Annotated in this window: 12 protein-coding genes; 7 read left to right on the top strand and 5 right to left on the bottom strand. The window is 71.0% G+C overall.

The genetic code is table 11. The features are described from left to right. Positions 1–106 precede the first annotated feature (106 nt). The 3 genes from hutU (at position 107) to ACFJIX_RS13920 (ending at position 4,880) form a co-directional block, all read left to right on the top strand. Positions 107–1,822, top strand: coding sequence for a urocanate hydratase (gene hutU / locus ACFJIX_RS13930; RefSeq protein WP_377160983.1), 1,716 nt, complete (start codon positions 107–109; stop codon positions 1,820–1,822). 75 nt (positions 1,823–1,897) lie between these two features. Beyond that, positions 1,898–3,457, top strand: coding sequence for a histidine ammonia-lyase (hutH, locus tag ACFJIX_RS13925; RefSeq protein WP_377160978.1), 1,560 nt, complete (start codon positions 1,898–1,900; stop codon positions 3,455–3,457). 49 nt (positions 3,458–3,506) lie between these two features. Continuing rightward, on the top strand, positions 3,507–4,880 hold the full coding sequence (locus ACFJIX_RS13920; protein ID WP_377160976.1) for an alpha/beta hydrolase: 1,374 nt from the start codon (positions 3,507–3,509) through the stop codon (positions 4,878–4,880). A 208-nt stretch (positions 4,881–5,088) separates the two neighbouring features. Here ACFJIX_RS13920 and clsB read toward each other — a convergent pair whose 3' ends face one another. From clsB to nudB, 3 genes are all read right to left on the bottom strand, one after another. Beyond that, a complete protein-coding gene (gene clsB / locus ACFJIX_RS13915; protein ID WP_377160974.1) occupies positions 5,089–6,363 on the bottom strand; it encodes a cardiolipin synthase ClsB in 1,275 nt (424 codons plus the stop codon). Beyond that, the gene (locus ACFJIX_RS13910) at positions 6,360–7,064 is read right to left on the bottom strand and encodes an endonuclease/exonuclease/phosphatase family protein (RefSeq protein ID WP_377161774.1); all 705 of its coding nucleotides are present in this window, start codon (positions 7,062–7,064) and stop codon (positions 6,360–6,362) included. The genes clsB and ACFJIX_RS13910 overlap by 4 nt, the downstream gene beginning before the upstream one ends. Before the next feature lie 119 nt (positions 7,065–7,183). After that, positions 7,184–7,762: a dihydroneopterin triphosphate diphosphatase gene (nudB, locus tag ACFJIX_RS13905; protein WP_377160972.1), complete on the bottom strand. Its 579-nt coding sequence runs from the start codon at positions 7,760–7,762 to the stop codon at positions 7,184–7,186. A 303-nt stretch (positions 7,763–8,065) separates the two neighbouring features. Between nudB and ACFJIX_RS13900 the strand changes: the two genes are divergently transcribed. The 3 genes from ACFJIX_RS13900 (at position 8,066) to ACFJIX_RS13890 (ending at position 9,925) form a co-directional block, all read left to right on the top strand. Further along, positions 8,066–8,479, top strand: a complete 414-nt coding sequence (locus ACFJIX_RS13900) for a hypothetical protein (RefSeq protein ID WP_377160970.1) — start codon at positions 8,066–8,068, stop codon at positions 8,477–8,479. A gap of 2 nt (positions 8,480–8,481) precedes the next feature. Then, positions 8,482–9,111 carry a cell division protein FtsI gene (locus ACFJIX_RS13895; protein ID WP_377160968.1) on the top strand — a complete coding sequence of 210 codons (630 nt, stop codon included), beginning with the start codon at positions 8,482–8,484 and terminating at the stop codon, positions 9,109–9,111. 286 nt (positions 9,112–9,397) lie between these two features. Then, positions 9,398–9,925 carry a flagellar basal body L-ring protein FlgH gene (locus ACFJIX_RS13890; RefSeq protein ID WP_377160966.1) on the top strand — a complete coding sequence of 176 codons (528 nt, stop codon included), beginning with the start codon at positions 9,398–9,400 and terminating at the stop codon, positions 9,923–9,925. A 46-nt stretch (positions 9,926–9,971) separates the two neighbouring features. On the opposite strand, the gene ACFJIX_RS13885 is transcribed toward ACFJIX_RS13890, so the two are convergent. Further along, positions 9,972–11,564: a hypothetical protein gene (locus ACFJIX_RS13885; RefSeq protein WP_377160964.1), complete on the bottom strand. Its 1,593-nt coding sequence runs from the start codon at positions 11,562–11,564 to the stop codon at positions 9,972–9,974. Between the two features lie 278 nt (positions 11,565–11,842). Here ACFJIX_RS13885 and ACFJIX_RS13880 point away from each other — a divergent pair, with 278 nt between their 5' ends. Next, positions 11,843–12,295 carry a hypothetical protein gene (locus ACFJIX_RS13880; RefSeq protein ID WP_377160962.1) on the top strand — a complete coding sequence of 151 codons (453 nt, stop codon included), beginning with the start codon at positions 11,843–11,845 and terminating at the stop codon, positions 12,293–12,295. A 95-nt stretch (positions 12,296–12,390) separates the two neighbouring features. Here ACFJIX_RS13880 and aspS read toward each other — a convergent pair whose 3' ends face one another. Continuing rightward, positions 12,391–14,184 carry an aspartate--tRNA ligase gene (gene aspS / locus ACFJIX_RS13875; RefSeq protein WP_377160960.1) on the bottom strand — a complete coding sequence of 598 codons (1,794 nt, stop codon included), beginning with the start codon at positions 14,182–14,184 and terminating at the stop codon, positions 12,391–12,393. Between the last annotated feature and the right edge of the window lie 25 nt (positions 14,185–14,209).

Raw genomic sequence — 14,209 nt, 5'->3', positions numbered from 1 at the left:
AACCACGGAAAGCGATCCTATGATCGCGCCCCATCGGACCGCACAGCACCGGCCGGCCGAGCCATCCACGGCGGCCGGACCTCGCAGCTCAGACCAGGAGATCTCGATGACGACGACACCGACGACCACGACGCCCATCCACTCCGCCCAGCCGCGCCCGGTGCGCGCCCCCACCGGCACGCAGCTGAGCTGCAAGAACTGGCTGATCGAGGCCGCCTACCGGATGATCCAGAACAACCTGGATCCGGCCGTGGCGGAGAACCCCGATGCGCTCGTGGTCTACGGCGGCATCGGCAAGGCGGCGCGCAACTGGGACTGCTTCGAGCAGATCCTGAGCTCGCTGAAAAACCTCAACGAGGACGAGACGCTGCTGATCCAGTCGGGCAAGCCGGTCGGCGTGTTCCCGTCGCATGTCGACGCGCCGCGCGTGCTGCTGGCCAACTCCAACCTCGTGCCGGCGTGGGCGAACTGGGAGCACTTCAACGAGCTCGACCGCAAGGGCCTGATGATGTACGGCCAGATGACGGCCGGCTCGTGGATCTACATCGGCTCGCAGGGCATCGTGCAGGGCACGTACGAGACCTTCGCGGAAGCTGGCCGCCAGCACTTCGGCGGCGACATGGTCGGCCGCTGGGTGCTGACCGCGGGCCTGGGCGGCATGGGCGGCGCGCAGCCGCTGGCGGCGACCTTCGCCGGCGCCTGCTCGCTGACCATCGAGTGCCAGCAGTCGCGCATCGATTTCCGCCTCAAGACGCGCTACGTCGACGAGCAGGCGACGGACCTCGACGACGCGCTGGCGCGCATCGCCAGGTACACGGCCGAGAAGAAGGCCGTCTCCATCGCCCTGCTGGGCAACGCGGCGGAGGTCCTGCCCGCGCTGGTCGCGCGCGTGAAGGCCGGCAGCGCGATCAAGCCGGACCTGGTCACCGACCAGACCTCGGCGCACGACCTGATCAACGGCTACCTGCCGGTGGGCTGGAGCGTCGAGCAATGGAAGGCCGCGGCCGCCGATCCGGCCAAGCACGCCGACCTGAAGGCCGCCGCCGCGCGCGGCTGCGCGGTGCATGTGCAGGCGATGCTGGACTTCCAGGCCATGGGCATCGCGACCGTCGACTACGGCAACAACATCCGCCAGGTCGCCTTCGACCAGGGCGTGAAGAACGCCTTCGACTTCCCCGGCTTCGTGCCCGCCTACGTGCGCCCGCAGTTCTGCGAAGGCCGCGGCCCGTTCCGCTGGGTCGCGCTGTCCGGCGATCCGGAGGACATCTACAAGACCGACGCCAAGATCAAGGAACTGTTCCCGCACCATGCCGGCGTGCACCGCTGGCTGGACATGGCGCGCGAGCGCATCGCCTTCCAGGGTCTGCCCGCGCGCATCTGCTGGCTGGGCCTGGGCGAGCGTCACAAGGCCGGCCTGGCCTTCAACGAGATGGTCCGCACCGGCGAGCTGAAGGCGCCGATCGTCATCGGCCGCGACCACCTGGACTCCGGCTCGGTGGCCAGCCCCAACCGCGAGACCGAATCGATGCGGGACGGTTCCGACGCCGTCTCCGACTGGCCGCTGCTCAACGCCATGCTCAACACCGCCGGCGGCGCGACCTGGGTCTCGCTGCATCACGGCGGCGGCGTGGGCATGGGCTACTCGCAGCACAGCGGCGTGGTGATCGTGTGCGACGGCACGGAAGCGGCCGACAAGCGCCTCTCCCGCGTGCTGTGGAACGACCCCGGCACCGGCGTCATGCGCCACGCCGACGCGGGCTACGAGCTGGCGGAGAAGACCGCGCAGGAGCGCGGCCTGAAGCTGCCGATGCTGGGCCGCTGAGCCCCTGCCGGCCCGGCCCCGCGTCTCCTGAACCCGCCCGCCCCAGACTCCGCTCAGACTTCGATCCGAGATCCCATGACGACCTCCCTTGAACTCATCCCCGGCAAGCTCTCGCTGGAGCAGCTTCGCCGCATCCGCGCCGGCGGCGTGACGCTCGCGCTGCACGCCGGCGCCTGGCCGGCGATCCGCCGCGGCGCCGCCGTCGTGCAGGCCGCCGCGGCCGGCGACGACCCGGTCTACGGCGTCAACACCGGCTTCGGCAAGCTCGCGTCCAAGCGCATCGGCAAGGACGAACTGGCCGCCCTGCAGCGCAACCTGATCCGCTCGCACTGCGTCGGCGTCGGCGCGCCGCTGGCGCCGCCGGTCGTGCGGCTGATGCTGGCGACGAAGGCCGCCTCGCTGGCGCGCGGTTTCTCCGGCGTGCGCGAATCGGTGGTGCAGAGCATCCTCGACGCCTTCAACGCCGGCCTCGTGCCCTACGTGCCGGCGCAAGGCTCGGTGGGCGCGTCGGGCGACCTGGCGCCGCTGTCGCACATGACGCTGGCGCTGATGGGCGAAGGCGAGATGCTGGTCGACGGCCAGCGCCAGCCCGCGCTGGCGGCGCTGGAGAAGGCCGGCCTGAAGCCTTTGGTGCTCGAGGCCAAGGAAGGCCTGGCGCTGATCAACGGCACGCAGACCTCGACGGCGCTGGCGCTGGAAGGCCTGCTGCGCTTCGAGACCGTCTACGCCGCCGCTGTCGTCAGCGGCGCGCTGAGCCTGGACGCCGCGCGCGGCAGCGACGGTCCCTTCGATCCCCGCATCCATGAGGTGCGCGGCCAGCCCGGCCAGATCGAGGCCGCGGCCGCCTACCGCGCGCTGCTCGCCGGCAGCCCGATCCGCCAGTCGCATCGCGACGGCGACGACCGCGTGCAGGACCCGTACTGCCTGCGCTGCCAGCCGCAGGTCATGGGCGCCTGCCTGGACCAGTCGCGCTACGTCCGCGACGTGCTGCTGCGCGAGGCCAACGCGGTGACGGACAACCCGCTGGTGTTCGCGTCGGAGGACGGCCCCGCCGCGATGGTCTCCGGCGGCAACTTCCACGCGGAGCCGGTGGCGCTGGCCGCCGACGCGCTGGCCTGCGCGATCGCCGAAGTCGGCGCCATCGCCGAGCGTCGCATCGCGATGCTGATCGACACCGGCGTCTCGCGCCTGCCCGCCTTCCTGACCGAGAACGCCGGCCTGAACTCCGGCTTCATGATCGCGCACGTCACCGCCGCGGCGCTGGCCAGCGAGAACAAGTCGCTCGCGCATCCGGCGAGCGTCGACAGCCTGCCGACCTCCGCCAACCAGGAGGACCACGTCTCGATGGCCACCTTCGGCGCCCGTCGCCTGGGGCCGATGCTGGACAACACCGCGCACATCGTCGCCATCGAACTGCTGGCCGCCGCGCAGGGCATCGAGTTCCTGCGGCCGCTGCGCAGCTCCGCGCCGCTGGAGGACGTGCACGCGCTGCTGCGCGAGCGCTGCCCGGCGATGCCCACCGACCACTACCTGGCGCCCGACATCGAGCGCGCCTTCGTGCTGGTCAACGACGACGGCCCGCGCGGTCCGGCCGCGCTGCTGCGCGCGCGCACGGAGATGGTCGTGCTGGACTAATATCCGAGGCCTCGGCGGGCCTCGCCCGCCACTGCCTCGCGAGTCCCGCATGCCACACACCGCCTCGACGGCGCGCTCTCCGCGCGCCGTTCGCGTTTCCACCCTGCCCGTGCCGGAACGCGCCTCGCCCCAGCTTGTGCGCTTCGTTGCGGGCCTGTTGCTGCTGATCGCGGCGATGCTCGTCGCGCCGCACGCCTTCGCCGCGACCAAGGTCGTCTTCGACATCGACATGCGCGAGGAGATCGCCGCCGGCCGCTTCGATCCCGCCAAGGACATCGTCGGCGTGCGCGGCGGCGCGGCGCCGCTCAACTGGGGGCGCTCGCTGGTCGCGCCGGCCGCGGGCCTGGGACGCGAGGGCTGGTACAGCGCCACCGCCGTCTTCGAGCGCATCCCGGCCGGCGGCAACGTGCCCTACAAGTTCCACGTCGAGCACCCCGGCCAGAACGATCCCGAAGGCGACTGGGAGACCGGCTCCAACCGGTCGCTGGAACTGGTCTCCGACGAGGTGCGCGTCACGCGCGCGTTCAACGCGCCGGGCGCGCCGATCTCGCTGAGCCGCGCCGGCACGATCGAGCGGCTGGCGCCGCTGCCCGGCAACTTCGTCGCGCAGCGTCCGGTGCAGGTCTGGCTGCCGCCCGACTACGAGCGCAACACCGAGCGCCGCTACCCCGTGCTCTACCTCCACGATGGCCAGAACGTCTTCGACGCCGCCGCGGCGGGCGCCGAGTGGCAGGTCGACGAGACCGCGCAACGCCTGGTCGTCGATGGCCAGATCCAGCCGCTGATCATCGTGGCGGTCAACAACACCTCGCGCCGCATCGACGAGTACACCGCGACGGCGAGGACGTACGAGGGCCAGACGCGGGGCGGTCTCGCGCCGGCCTACGCGCGCTACCTGATCGAGCAGCTCAAGCCGTCGATCGACGCGCGCTACCGCACGCTGCCCGACGCGGCGCACACGGCGGTGGGCGGCTCCTCGCTGGGCGGCATCATGAGCCTGTGGCTGGCGGTGCATCACGGCGACGTCTTCGGCACGGCGCTGGTGGTGTCGCCGTCGCTGTGGTGGGACGACGAGTTCCCGATCCGCGACACGCAGAAGACCCCGCTGCCGATGTCGCTGCCGCGACCGAAGCTGTGGCTGGACATGGGCACGAACGAAGGTCCGGACTCGATCAAGCAGCTGCGCAAGCTGCGCTCGGTGCTGTCCGCGCGAGGCTGGGCCGGCGCCGACATCGGTTACCTCGAAGCCGAGGGTGCCGGACATGACGAGGGCAGTTGGGCGGCGCGCGTCGAGCCGATGCTGAGATTCGTCGACAAGCAGTTCAATGCGCCGGCGAGCAACGGCAACAAGACGCAGCAGGATCCCTTCCCCACCGGCGTGCGGCCGTCGATGCCGCCGGGCCCCGGCACCTACACCAAGTAGCCCTCGCAACCATCGGTCCCAGACCGACGGAGTCAGCGAGAGGGAGTGGGGCCGGAATGCTTCTGGGGGTTCCCGGAGGGACGCCCCCTGATGCGTGGAGAGCCCGCGCTTGGCGACCCGCAGTCAATAGCGCTTTTGGTTCGTGCGTGAGGCTGCTGGCCCTCACCCCTGCCCTCTCCCGCAAGCGGGAGAGGGAGTCAGACCCGCGTCAGTAGCGCCCGGTCGCCCCCGCCACCCGCAGGTAGACGTAGGCGACCCACGCGACGAGCGCGCGGCCGAGGAAGCCCCGCAGCCCGCGCCCGGCCGTCGGCTCGACGCGGTGGGACTTCGCCACCGCCGCATCGAACTCTCGCGCGACATCGCCCGCGAAGGCGGCGTCGCGCACGACGACGTTGGCTTCGAGGTTGAGCAGCAACGACAGCGGATCGATGTTGGAGCTGCCGATGGTGGCCCAGTCGTTGTCGACGACGCAGATCTTGGCGTGCAGGAAGGCCGGCGTGTACTCGTAGATCTGGACGCCGTGCCCGAGCAGCTCGTCATAGAGCGCATGCGCGGCCAGCGCGGCGATCCGGTAGTCGACCTTGCCCTGGAGCAGCAGCCGCACCTGGACCCCGCGCTGCGCCGCGTCCTTCAGGGCGCGACGGAAGCGCTGCCCCGGATAGAAGTACGGCGTGATCAGGTCCACGCGGGCGGTCGCGGCGCGGATCGCGTCGACGTAGGCGCGCTCGATGGTTCGGCGCTGGCGCAGGTTGTCGCGCAGCACGAAGGCCGCGCGCACCGGCGGCAGGCGGGTGGGGTCGCGCCGGCGGTGTTCCCCGCGCGGCATCCGGATGCGCCGCATCAGGCGCTTCGCGCGCCGCGCCGGCGAAGCGCTGCGGATCATCGCCCGCATCTCGTCGCCGAAGTCGTGGCCCAGCCACGCGCGCGTCCACACGGCACGCGCCGCCTGCTCGATGGCCCGCACCGCGGGCCCGCCGACGCTGACGGCGAAGTCCAGCCGCGGCGTCTCGGTGCGGCCGTGGTGGAGGTCGACGCGGTCGTCGATCACGTTGATGCCGCCGACGAACCCCACGCGACCATCGACCACGCACAGCTTCTGGTGCAGCCGCCGCAATTGACCGGGATGCAGCCAGTTCCACCACCGGTCGATCGGACGGAACACCGCCAGCGCCACCGGCGTGCCGTCGACTTCCCCCCGCAGCCAGCCCAGGCTGCCCTTCGAGCCGAAGCCGTCCACCACCACCCTCACCCGCACGCCGCGTAACGCGGCGCGCTTCAGCGCCGCCACGGTCGCGGCACCGGCCTCGTCGTCGTGGAAGATATAGGTCGCGAGCCAGACCTCCTGCTCGGCCCGATCGATCGCCTCGATCTGCGCCGGGAACAGCGCATCGCCGCCGCACAGCAGCCGCACCGCGTTCCCGCCGGTGAAGCTGGGCTGGGACCCGAGGGTCCAGGGAAAGAGGGGTTCCTGCGGCCGCTTCAAGTCAGCACGAGCTCGGCGAGCAGCGGCAGGTGGTCGGACATGCGCGCCCACGCCGGACCGCGCGGGACCTTCATGTCGACGCAGCGCAGGCCGCGCATGTAGATCCGGTCCAGCGAGAACACCGGCACCCGCGACGGGAAGGTCGGCAGCGAGCGCTTCGCGCCGGGCAGCATCGCCCGGCCCAGGCCGGTCGCGCGCATGGGCTCGTCCAGCCGCTCGCCCCAGTCGTTGAAGTCGCCGGCCACCACCAGCGGCGCGCCGTGCGGCACGTGGTCCTCGATGAAGGCCGCCAGCTTCTGGATCTGGCGCACGCGGCTGCCATGGATCAGGCCCAGGTGCGCCACCACCGCGTGCACCTCGGTGCCCTGCCAATGCACCGGCACGTGCAGCAGGCCGCGCTGCTCGAAGCGGTGGTCCGACACGTCGTGATGGCCGATGTCTCCCAGCGGATAACGCGACAGCAGCGCATTGCCGTGCTCGCCGTGGCGCGTGACCGCGTTGGTGCGGTAGGCCACCTCGTAGCCTTCCGGCGCGAGGAACTCCGCCTGCCCCTGCTCCGGCCAGCCGAACCAGCTGCGGTCGAACTGGCGCGCCTCGCGGTGATGGAACAGCCGGACCTCCTGCAGGAACACCAGGTCCGCGTCCAGCGCCTGCACGCCCATGCCGAGGTTGTGGATCTCCAGCCGCTTGCCCGGGCCCATCCCGCGCACGCCCTTGTGGATGTTGTAGGTCGCGACGCGCAGGCGGCCGACGCTGTCGGCGGGCGAGGTGTCCGTGGTCGCCGAATTGGTCAGGGCCGCGTGACGCGGCGTTCGGCGGATCATGGCGCGGCCTTTTCGTGGCGCGCCCGGATCGACGCGATGTGGGCGGGCAGTTGGAGGATGGCTTCCGCGTTGGACGGCGAGAAGCACAGGTCCGCCGCCTCGCGCCACGGCAGCCAGCGGAAATCGAGGTGCTCGCGCGGCGCCAGCGTCACCGCCGTGCCCGACGGCACCGTCAGGCCGAAGACATGTTCGGTGTTGCGCGTCACGCCCGGCGCGTAGCGGTGGCGCCAGACCGGGTAGATGTCGTAGACGTTGGCCACCTGCCAGTCGACGAGCGCCGCCGGGGCCAGGTCTTGCACGCGGATGCCGGTTTCCTCCAGCACCTCGCGCCGGGCGGTCTCGCTCAAGGGCTCGTCGGGCGTGTCCTTCGACCCGGTCACGCACTGCCAGAAACCGGGCCGGTCGGCCCGTTCCAGCATCAGCACGTCCAACGCGTCGGTGTGGATCACGACCAGCACGGACTCGGGGATCTTGTAGGCGCGCGCGGCCGGTTCGGCGTCGGCCGTTTCGGCAGTGACCGTTTCGGCGGCGGCCGGGAGCGGGGTGGCGGCAGGGGCGAGAGGCACGTCGCTCATAGCAGGCAAGCATATCCCAGGGTCATGGCGCGGCCGGCGTGTGCCGGGCCTGGCACGCCGCCGACATGGACTCCCACACGCGCGACAAACAGCCGACACGAACGGGCGCATCGCGGTGCCTGACACGCGGGCCGCGTGCGCGGGCAACGCTTGTTCACAGTCGGCGAACAACGGCGTCGGCAGATGTGCGGCAGGAAATATAGAAAGTTTGTAGAGCCGTCGGACGCCGCTGTTCATGAGGGCATCCGCCGTGCCGGCCCCCGGAAGAATGGCTTCCATCGTCACCACCACCCAGGAGAAGTCATGTCCACCGTCCCCACCACGACCGGCACCGGCGCTCCGCTGGTCGCCTCCCGTCAACTCGTGAACCGCCCGAGCGGCAGCTTCGAGATCAACGCCCGCGAGTACGGCACCGTCGCCGCCGGCGCGATCGGCCTGGCGCAGGCCGCGTATCAGGGCGGCGAGAACGCCGTCAGCACCGTCGTGCATTGGAGCGAGGAAGGCCTGCAGGCGCTCGAGGACGGCGCCAAGGACGTGGGCCACGCGATCTCGACCGGCCTGTCCGAGGTGAAGGAGCTGGCCGGCGACGTGAGGGATTCCGTCGCCAGCGGCACCAGCACGGTCATGAAGGAAGCCGGCGAGTTCGGCAGCACCGTCGGCGGCTACCTCGCCGCGGGCGCCGTCGCGGGCAAGGCGCTGATCGACGAGATCCTCTGACCATGCGCGCCGCCGTCGCCCTGGCCAGCGCCGTCGCCGTGGCCCGCGCCGTTGCCCGGGCCCGCGCCAGTGCCCGCGCGCTCGCCGGCGTCTTCACGACCGCGCTCGTGATCGGCACCGCGATGCCGCTGGCCGGCTGCTCGCTGCTGAGCCCGATGCCCACCGTCGAGCTGGCCAAGGCGACGGCCGGCATGGCGACGATGGCGATCGGCCAGGGGCCGACGCGGGCGACGCAGACGGTGTTCCACGACGCGGCGCTGCCGGAGCGCGTCTGCATCGAATACAACCGCTCGCTCGCGCTGCCCGAATTCGTCCCGGCGCTGATCGCCGAACTGCGCGAGCACGAGGTCCAGGCCCGCGTCTTCGAAGCCGGCGTGCGGCCCGGCGACGAGGCCTGCCCCGCCTGGGTGCACTACCAGGGCCTGCAGCAGTGGGACAGGCCGCCGCTGTCGGACCAGATCCGGCCCTACCTCGCGCAGGCGACGCTGAGCCTGCACGACGCCGGCGGCCGCCTGATGGCCGCCAGCAGCTACCGCAGCGACGACGCGGCGCTGGGCATGGGCAAGTGGGCCAGCACGCGCAACAAGCTCGCGCCGGTGGTGCGGGCGCTGCTGACCGGCTTCGAAGGCTGAGCGCGGCGCCGGACATCAGGACCGCGCCCGGAAGAACTCCAGAACAACGATCGCATCGACGAGGGAATCATGGTCAACGTCTCCACGGCCGCGCGACGCGGCATGCTCCTGCCATCACTGCTGGCGTCATTGCTGTTGCCGCGGCTGTTGGCGCTGCTGGGCGCCGCGGTCCTGAGCGCCTGCGCCTCGCACGACGCGCTGGTCCAGGGTCCGGTGCAGGTGATGCCGGTGCCGGGACGGCGCCTATGTCGAGCGCGTCAACAACGGCGCGATCTACCAGCCCGGCATGGCCGCGGCCTCGCTCTTCACCACCGAGCGCCGCGCGCGCCAGGTCGGCGATTCGCTGAAGGTCGCCATCAGCGAGTCGCTCAGCGCCACGCAGAAGAGCAAGACCGACACCAGCCGCGACAACAAGCTCGCGGTCAAGGGACCGGGCGGCTCCAGCAACGTCGGCATCGTCGACCGTCTGCTCAAGGCCGACGCCACCGCGTCGGGCAGCGATTCGTACAAGGGCTCCGGCGATACCGAGGCCAGCGGCAGCCTGAGCGGACAGATGGCCGTCTCCGTGATCAACGTGCTGCCCAACGGCCACCTCGTCGTGGCCGGCGAGCGCAGCATCGCGATGAACGGCGGGCTGCAGACGCTGCGCTTCTCGGGCGTCGTCAATCCGCAGGACATCCGAACGGGCAACCAGGTCCAGTCCGCGGACGTCGTCAATGCGAGGATGGAGATCGCCGGCAAGGGCGAGGTATCAGACGCGGCCCGCCGCAGCTGGCTTCAACGCGTGCTGACGTCGAGCCTCGCCATCTGGTGACCGCGTCCCGCGAAGCGCGTTCCGCCAGGCACGTCAGGACGTCGGCTCAGGCGAGCCGCGCGGCGAGCCGCCGCGCGAGCTCGAGCGCTTCCGTCAGACCGGCACGTCCCGCGTCGGCGTCCGCGGCATCGCCGGGGCTGCTGGCGAGCCGCTCCAGCACCGCCACCAGCGTCCGCGCCTGCGCCCCCGGGTCGGCGGCATCGGACGTGCCGCCCGGCGCCTGCGGCGCGGGCAGTTGGGCGATCAGGCGCTGCAGCCAGCCGGCGAGCCGCTCGGCCCGGCTGCGGTCGGCGCGCGACCAGACGGCGCCTTCCGCCCGTTCCAGCACCAGTTCCCCGACCACCGCGCCGGCCGCGTTCCTCAGCGACAGCGTCTGCGACGAGCGGCCCGCGCGCGCCGCGGCGCCCACGAGCGAGGCGGAGCCCCCCGCGGTCCAGCGCAGATCCAGGCCCGTCAGCGCCAAGGCTTCCAACAGCCGCGGCCGCGCCTGGCCCCATTGCGATTCGACGTCCGCGGTCGTCGCCACCGCCGCGCCGGAACGTCCCAGCGTCAGCAGCAATCCTTCCGCACCGTGCGGATCCGTGTCGAAGCGCGCGAGCTGTTCCAGCCGCGCCGGCAGTTCCGTCTGCCCGAGCGTCGCCTCCAGGCGCTGCCGCTGCTGCTGGTGATACCAGCTCGGCCCGAGCTGCTCCTGCTCCGCCATCAGCTGTCCCAGCCGCCCGTGCGCCGCTGCCTGCAAGGACCTCGACTGGATCTCCTCGCCCAGCGCGAGCGCCTGCTGCGCGGGCGGCACGGCCTCGGTCCCGCGTCGCAGCTCGCTGATCAGCAGCAGCGTCTGCGCCTGCAACCAGCGGTAGCGGCAGCGCCGCGAAAGATCTTCCGCCTCCGCCGCCAGGGTCAGGGCGTGCTCCACCGCGCCGCTGTCGCGCGCGCAGCGCGCGTGGTGCCACATCGCCTCGGCCTCGTAGTCGCGGTGGCCGACGGCGCGCGCGTCGGCGCGGGCCTCGTCCAGGCGCGGCAGCGCGGCCTGCGGGCCCTGCGTCGCGCGCAGCGAGACGGCGCGGTTCAGCGCGATCTTGGAGCGCATGTAGGGGTCGTCGCCCAGCTGCGGATAGTGCAGCTCGGCTTGATCCAGCACCCGGCCGCCGCGCGCCCAGTCGCCGAGCGCGAAACACAGGTGCGCCAGGCCGATCCGGGCCAGGCAGGCCCAGCGGGTCTCGTCGTCGGCCAGCTCCAGCGTCTGGCTCCAGGCGTTGCAGGCCTGGACGTAGTCGCCGCGCTGGTAGTGCATGCGGCCCAGCGCCTCGCTGAGCTCCGCCGCCTCCTCCAGCAGCCGGTGCTGCAACGCGCGGGCGATGGCGCGTTCCAGTTCGGCCTGCAGTTCCGGTCCGCGGCCCCAGCGCTCAAGGATGAAGAAGGCGCCGAGCAGGGCCTGGAACGGCGGCTCGCCCTCGCGCGCGATCAGGCGCTGCAGCCGCGGCAGGGCCAGGCCGGGGCGACGCATCACCAGCCGTTCCCAGCGCGCCTGCGGCGTCAAGGGCAGGCGTCCCCCCGCACCGGTGCCGCGTCGTGCGCCCGCCTGCCGCGTGCGCCCGTCCCTGCCCTTGCTCCCGCGTTCGCCTCGCTCGCCCGTCGCCATGTCCGTCCCGTTCAATGCCGCCCCGCTGCGGGGAACGACCGGAGCATAAACGCCCCGATGGATCACGCCGCCCGGGGCGCTCTTTCAACGATTCCGACTGATAACCGGGTTGAGCACACTCATTCAAGTCGGTAGAGGACCCACTCTCACTCACTCGTGCCATTGAAGGGGATCACGTCAAAACAGGAGGATCGCCATCTCTGTTCGACATCCCCATGCACATGACAACACCGCCTCTCCAGCCCACCCGCGCCGCCTGCGCCATCGTCCTGTCCACGGTGATCACCGCCGCGATCTTCGGCCTGGTCATCGTCCTGCCGGCGAAAGCGGAGACGCCGCCGATCCCGGCGCATCCGGTCGCGTCCGCCGCCCAGCACAACAAGCTGGCCGGCCCCGCGTCGAGCCTGCATCGACCGCCCCTCGTCACGCGCCTCCTGACCCGTGGACCGACGCGCTCGACGTTCGCCGGCACCGAGGTCACGAGCCGGGAGCGCGGCGTCGACGGCGATGTCCTCGAGCATCGCACCGTGACGTCCTCGTCGGGCAACACGACGGTGGAAACCCGGACCGTCCTGCGCCACCACGACACGCGACTCGTCGGCGATCAACAGACCGGCGCTCCCGGCATCAACTACGGCCCTTCGCGCGAACGCAGTCTGCAGGGCCGCGGCGCCGACACACCCACCAGCGTCGAATCGTTCCGATACGGATACAGGCTCAAGCTCGATTGATGGGTCCGGATTGAAAAGACAACGCCCCGACGGCTTGAGCCTCGGGGCGTTGTGCTTCGTGCGGCGGCGCCTTCAGCGCCACCGGTGGGCGATCGTCAGGCCGTCGCGGCGCCCGGGTTGCGCAGGCGGATGTGCAGCTCGCGCAGCTGTTTCTCGTCGACGAAGGACGGCGCGCCGGTCAGCAGGCACTGCGCGCGCTGCGTCTTCGGGAACGCGATCACGTCGCGGATCGACTCGGCCTTGGTCATCAGCGTCACCAGGCGGTCCAGGCCGAAGGCCAGGCCACCGTGCGGCGGCGCGCCGTACTGCAGCGCGTCCAGCAGGAAGCCGAACTTCACGCGCTGTTCCTCGGGGCTGATGTTGAGCGCCTCGAAGACCTTGGCCTGCACGTCGGCCTTGTGGATCCGCACCGAACCGCCGCCCAGCTCCCAGCCGTTGAGCACCATGTCGTAGGCCTTGGCCACGCACTTGCCCGGATCCGTGACCATCAGGTCCTCATGGCCGTCCTTCGGCGCGGTGAACGGGTGGTGCACGGCGGCCCAGCGCTTGTTCTCCTCGTCTTCCTCGAACATCGGGAAGTCGACGACCCACAGCGGCGCCCACTTGTCCTCGAACAGGCCGCTGGTCTTGCCGAACTCGCTGTGACCGATCTTCAGGCGCAGCCCGCCGATCGCGTCGTTGACGACCTTGGCCTTGTCCGCGCCGAAGAAGATCAGGTCGCCGTCCTGCGCGCCGGTGCGCGACAGGATGTCCGCGACCGCCTTGTCGTGCAGGTTCTTCACGATCGGGGACTGCAGGCCCTCGCGGCCCTTGGCCGTCTCGTTGACCTTGATCCAGGCCAGGCCCTTGGCGCCGTAGATCTTGACGAACTCGGTGTAGCTGTCGATCTCGCCGCGGCTCATCTGTGCGCCGCCGGGCACGCGCAGCGCGACCACGCGACCGCCGGGCGTCGTGGCCGGGCCGGAGAAGACCTTGAAGTCGACGTCGCCCATCACGTCGGTCAGCTCGGTGAACTCGAGCTTGACGCGCAGGTCCGGCTTGTCGGAGCCGAAGCGGTGCATCGCCTCGGCGTACTTCATCACCGGGTAGTCGCCCAGCTCGACATTCAGCGCCTTGCGGAAGACGTGGCGGATCATGCCCTCGAACATCGCGCGGATCTCTTCCTCGCCCAGGAACGAGGTCTCGATGTCGATCTGCGTGAACTCGGGCTGGCGGTCGGCGCGCAGGTCCTCGTCGCGGAAGCACTTCGTGATCTGGTAGTAGCGGTCGAAGCCCGCCACCATCAGCAGCTGCTTGAACAGCTGCGGCGACTGCGGCAGCGCGAAGAACATGCCGTCATGGACACGCGACGGGACCAGGTAGTCGCGGGCGCCTTCCGGGGTGCTCTTCGTGAGCATCGGCGTCTCGATGTCGACGAAGCCGTGCTCGTCCAGGAACTTGCGCGCTTCCATCGCCACGCGGTAGCGCAGCATCAGGTTGTTCTGCATGTACGGGCGGCGCAGGTCCAGCACGCGGTGCGTCAGGCGCGTGGTCTCGGAGATGTTCTCATCGTCCAGCGGGAAGGCCGGCGTCACCGACGGGTTCAGCACTTCCAGCTCATGGCACAGGACTTCGACCTTGCCGCTGGCGACGTTGGCGTTCTGCTTGTCGGCCGGGCGCGCGCGCACCTTGCCGACGACCTTGATGCAGAACTCGCTGCGCACGCTTTCGGCCACCTTGAACATCTCGGGGCGGTCGGGGTCGCAGACGACCTGCACGAGGCCTTCGCGGTCGCGCAGTTCGATGAAGATGACGCCGCCGTGGTCGCGGCTGCGATGGGCCCAGCCCATCAGGGTCACGGTCTGGTCCAGCAGCTTCTCGCTGACTTGGCCGGCATAGCAGGTACGCATGGGGGTTCTCCGGAAATTCTTCAGT

Origin of the sequence: Roseateles sp. UC29_93 (assembly GCF_042695725.1) — a bacterium.
Classification (GTDB): domain Bacteria; phylum Pseudomonadota; class Gammaproteobacteria; order Burkholderiales; family Burkholderiaceae_C; genus Roseateles; species Roseateles noduli_A.
Note: the sequence above shows the minus strand (reverse complement) of the source record. Positions and strands in the feature narration are given on the sequence as shown.

What these genes read in the sequence shown, in the direction of transcription:
- hutU (WP_377160983.1), top strand. Translation starts at nt 107, where the DNA reads ATGACGACGACACCGACGACCACGACGCCCATCCACTCCGCCCAGCCG.
- hutH (WP_377160978.1), top strand. Translation starts at nt 1,898, where the DNA reads ATGACGACCTCCCTTGAACTCATCCCCGGCAAGCTCTCGCTGGAGCAG.
- ACFJIX_RS13920 (WP_377160976.1), top strand. Translation starts at nt 3,507, where the DNA reads ATGCCACACACCGCCTCGACGGCGCGCTCTCCGCGCGCCGTTCGCGTT.
- ACFJIX_RS13910 (WP_377161774.1), bottom strand. Translation starts at nt 7,064, where the DNA reads ATGGGCCCGGGCAAGCGGCTGGAGATCCACAACCTCGGCATGGGCGTG.
- nudB (WP_377160972.1), bottom strand. Translation starts at nt 7,762, where the DNA reads ATGAGCGACGTGCCTCTCGCCCCTGCCGCCACCCCGCTCCCGGCCGCC.
- ACFJIX_RS13900 (WP_377160970.1), top strand. Translation starts at nt 8,066, where the DNA reads ATGTCCACCGTCCCCACCACGACCGGCACCGGCGCTCCGCTGGTCGCC.
- ACFJIX_RS13895 (WP_377160968.1), top strand. Translation starts at nt 8,482, where the DNA reads ATGCGCGCCGCCGTCGCCCTGGCCAGCGCCGTCGCCGTGGCCCGCGCC.
- ACFJIX_RS13890 (WP_377160966.1), top strand. Translation starts at nt 9,398, where the DNA reads ATGGCCGCGGCCTCGCTCTTCACCACCGAGCGCCGCGCGCGCCAGGTC.
- ACFJIX_RS13885 (WP_377160964.1), bottom strand. Translation starts at nt 11,564, where the DNA reads ATGGCGACGGGCGAGCGAGGCGAACGCGGGAGCAAGGGCAGGGACGGG.
- aspS (WP_377160960.1), bottom strand. Translation starts at nt 14,184, where the DNA reads ATGCGTACCTGCTATGCCGGCCAAGTCAGCGAGAAGCTGCTGGACCAG.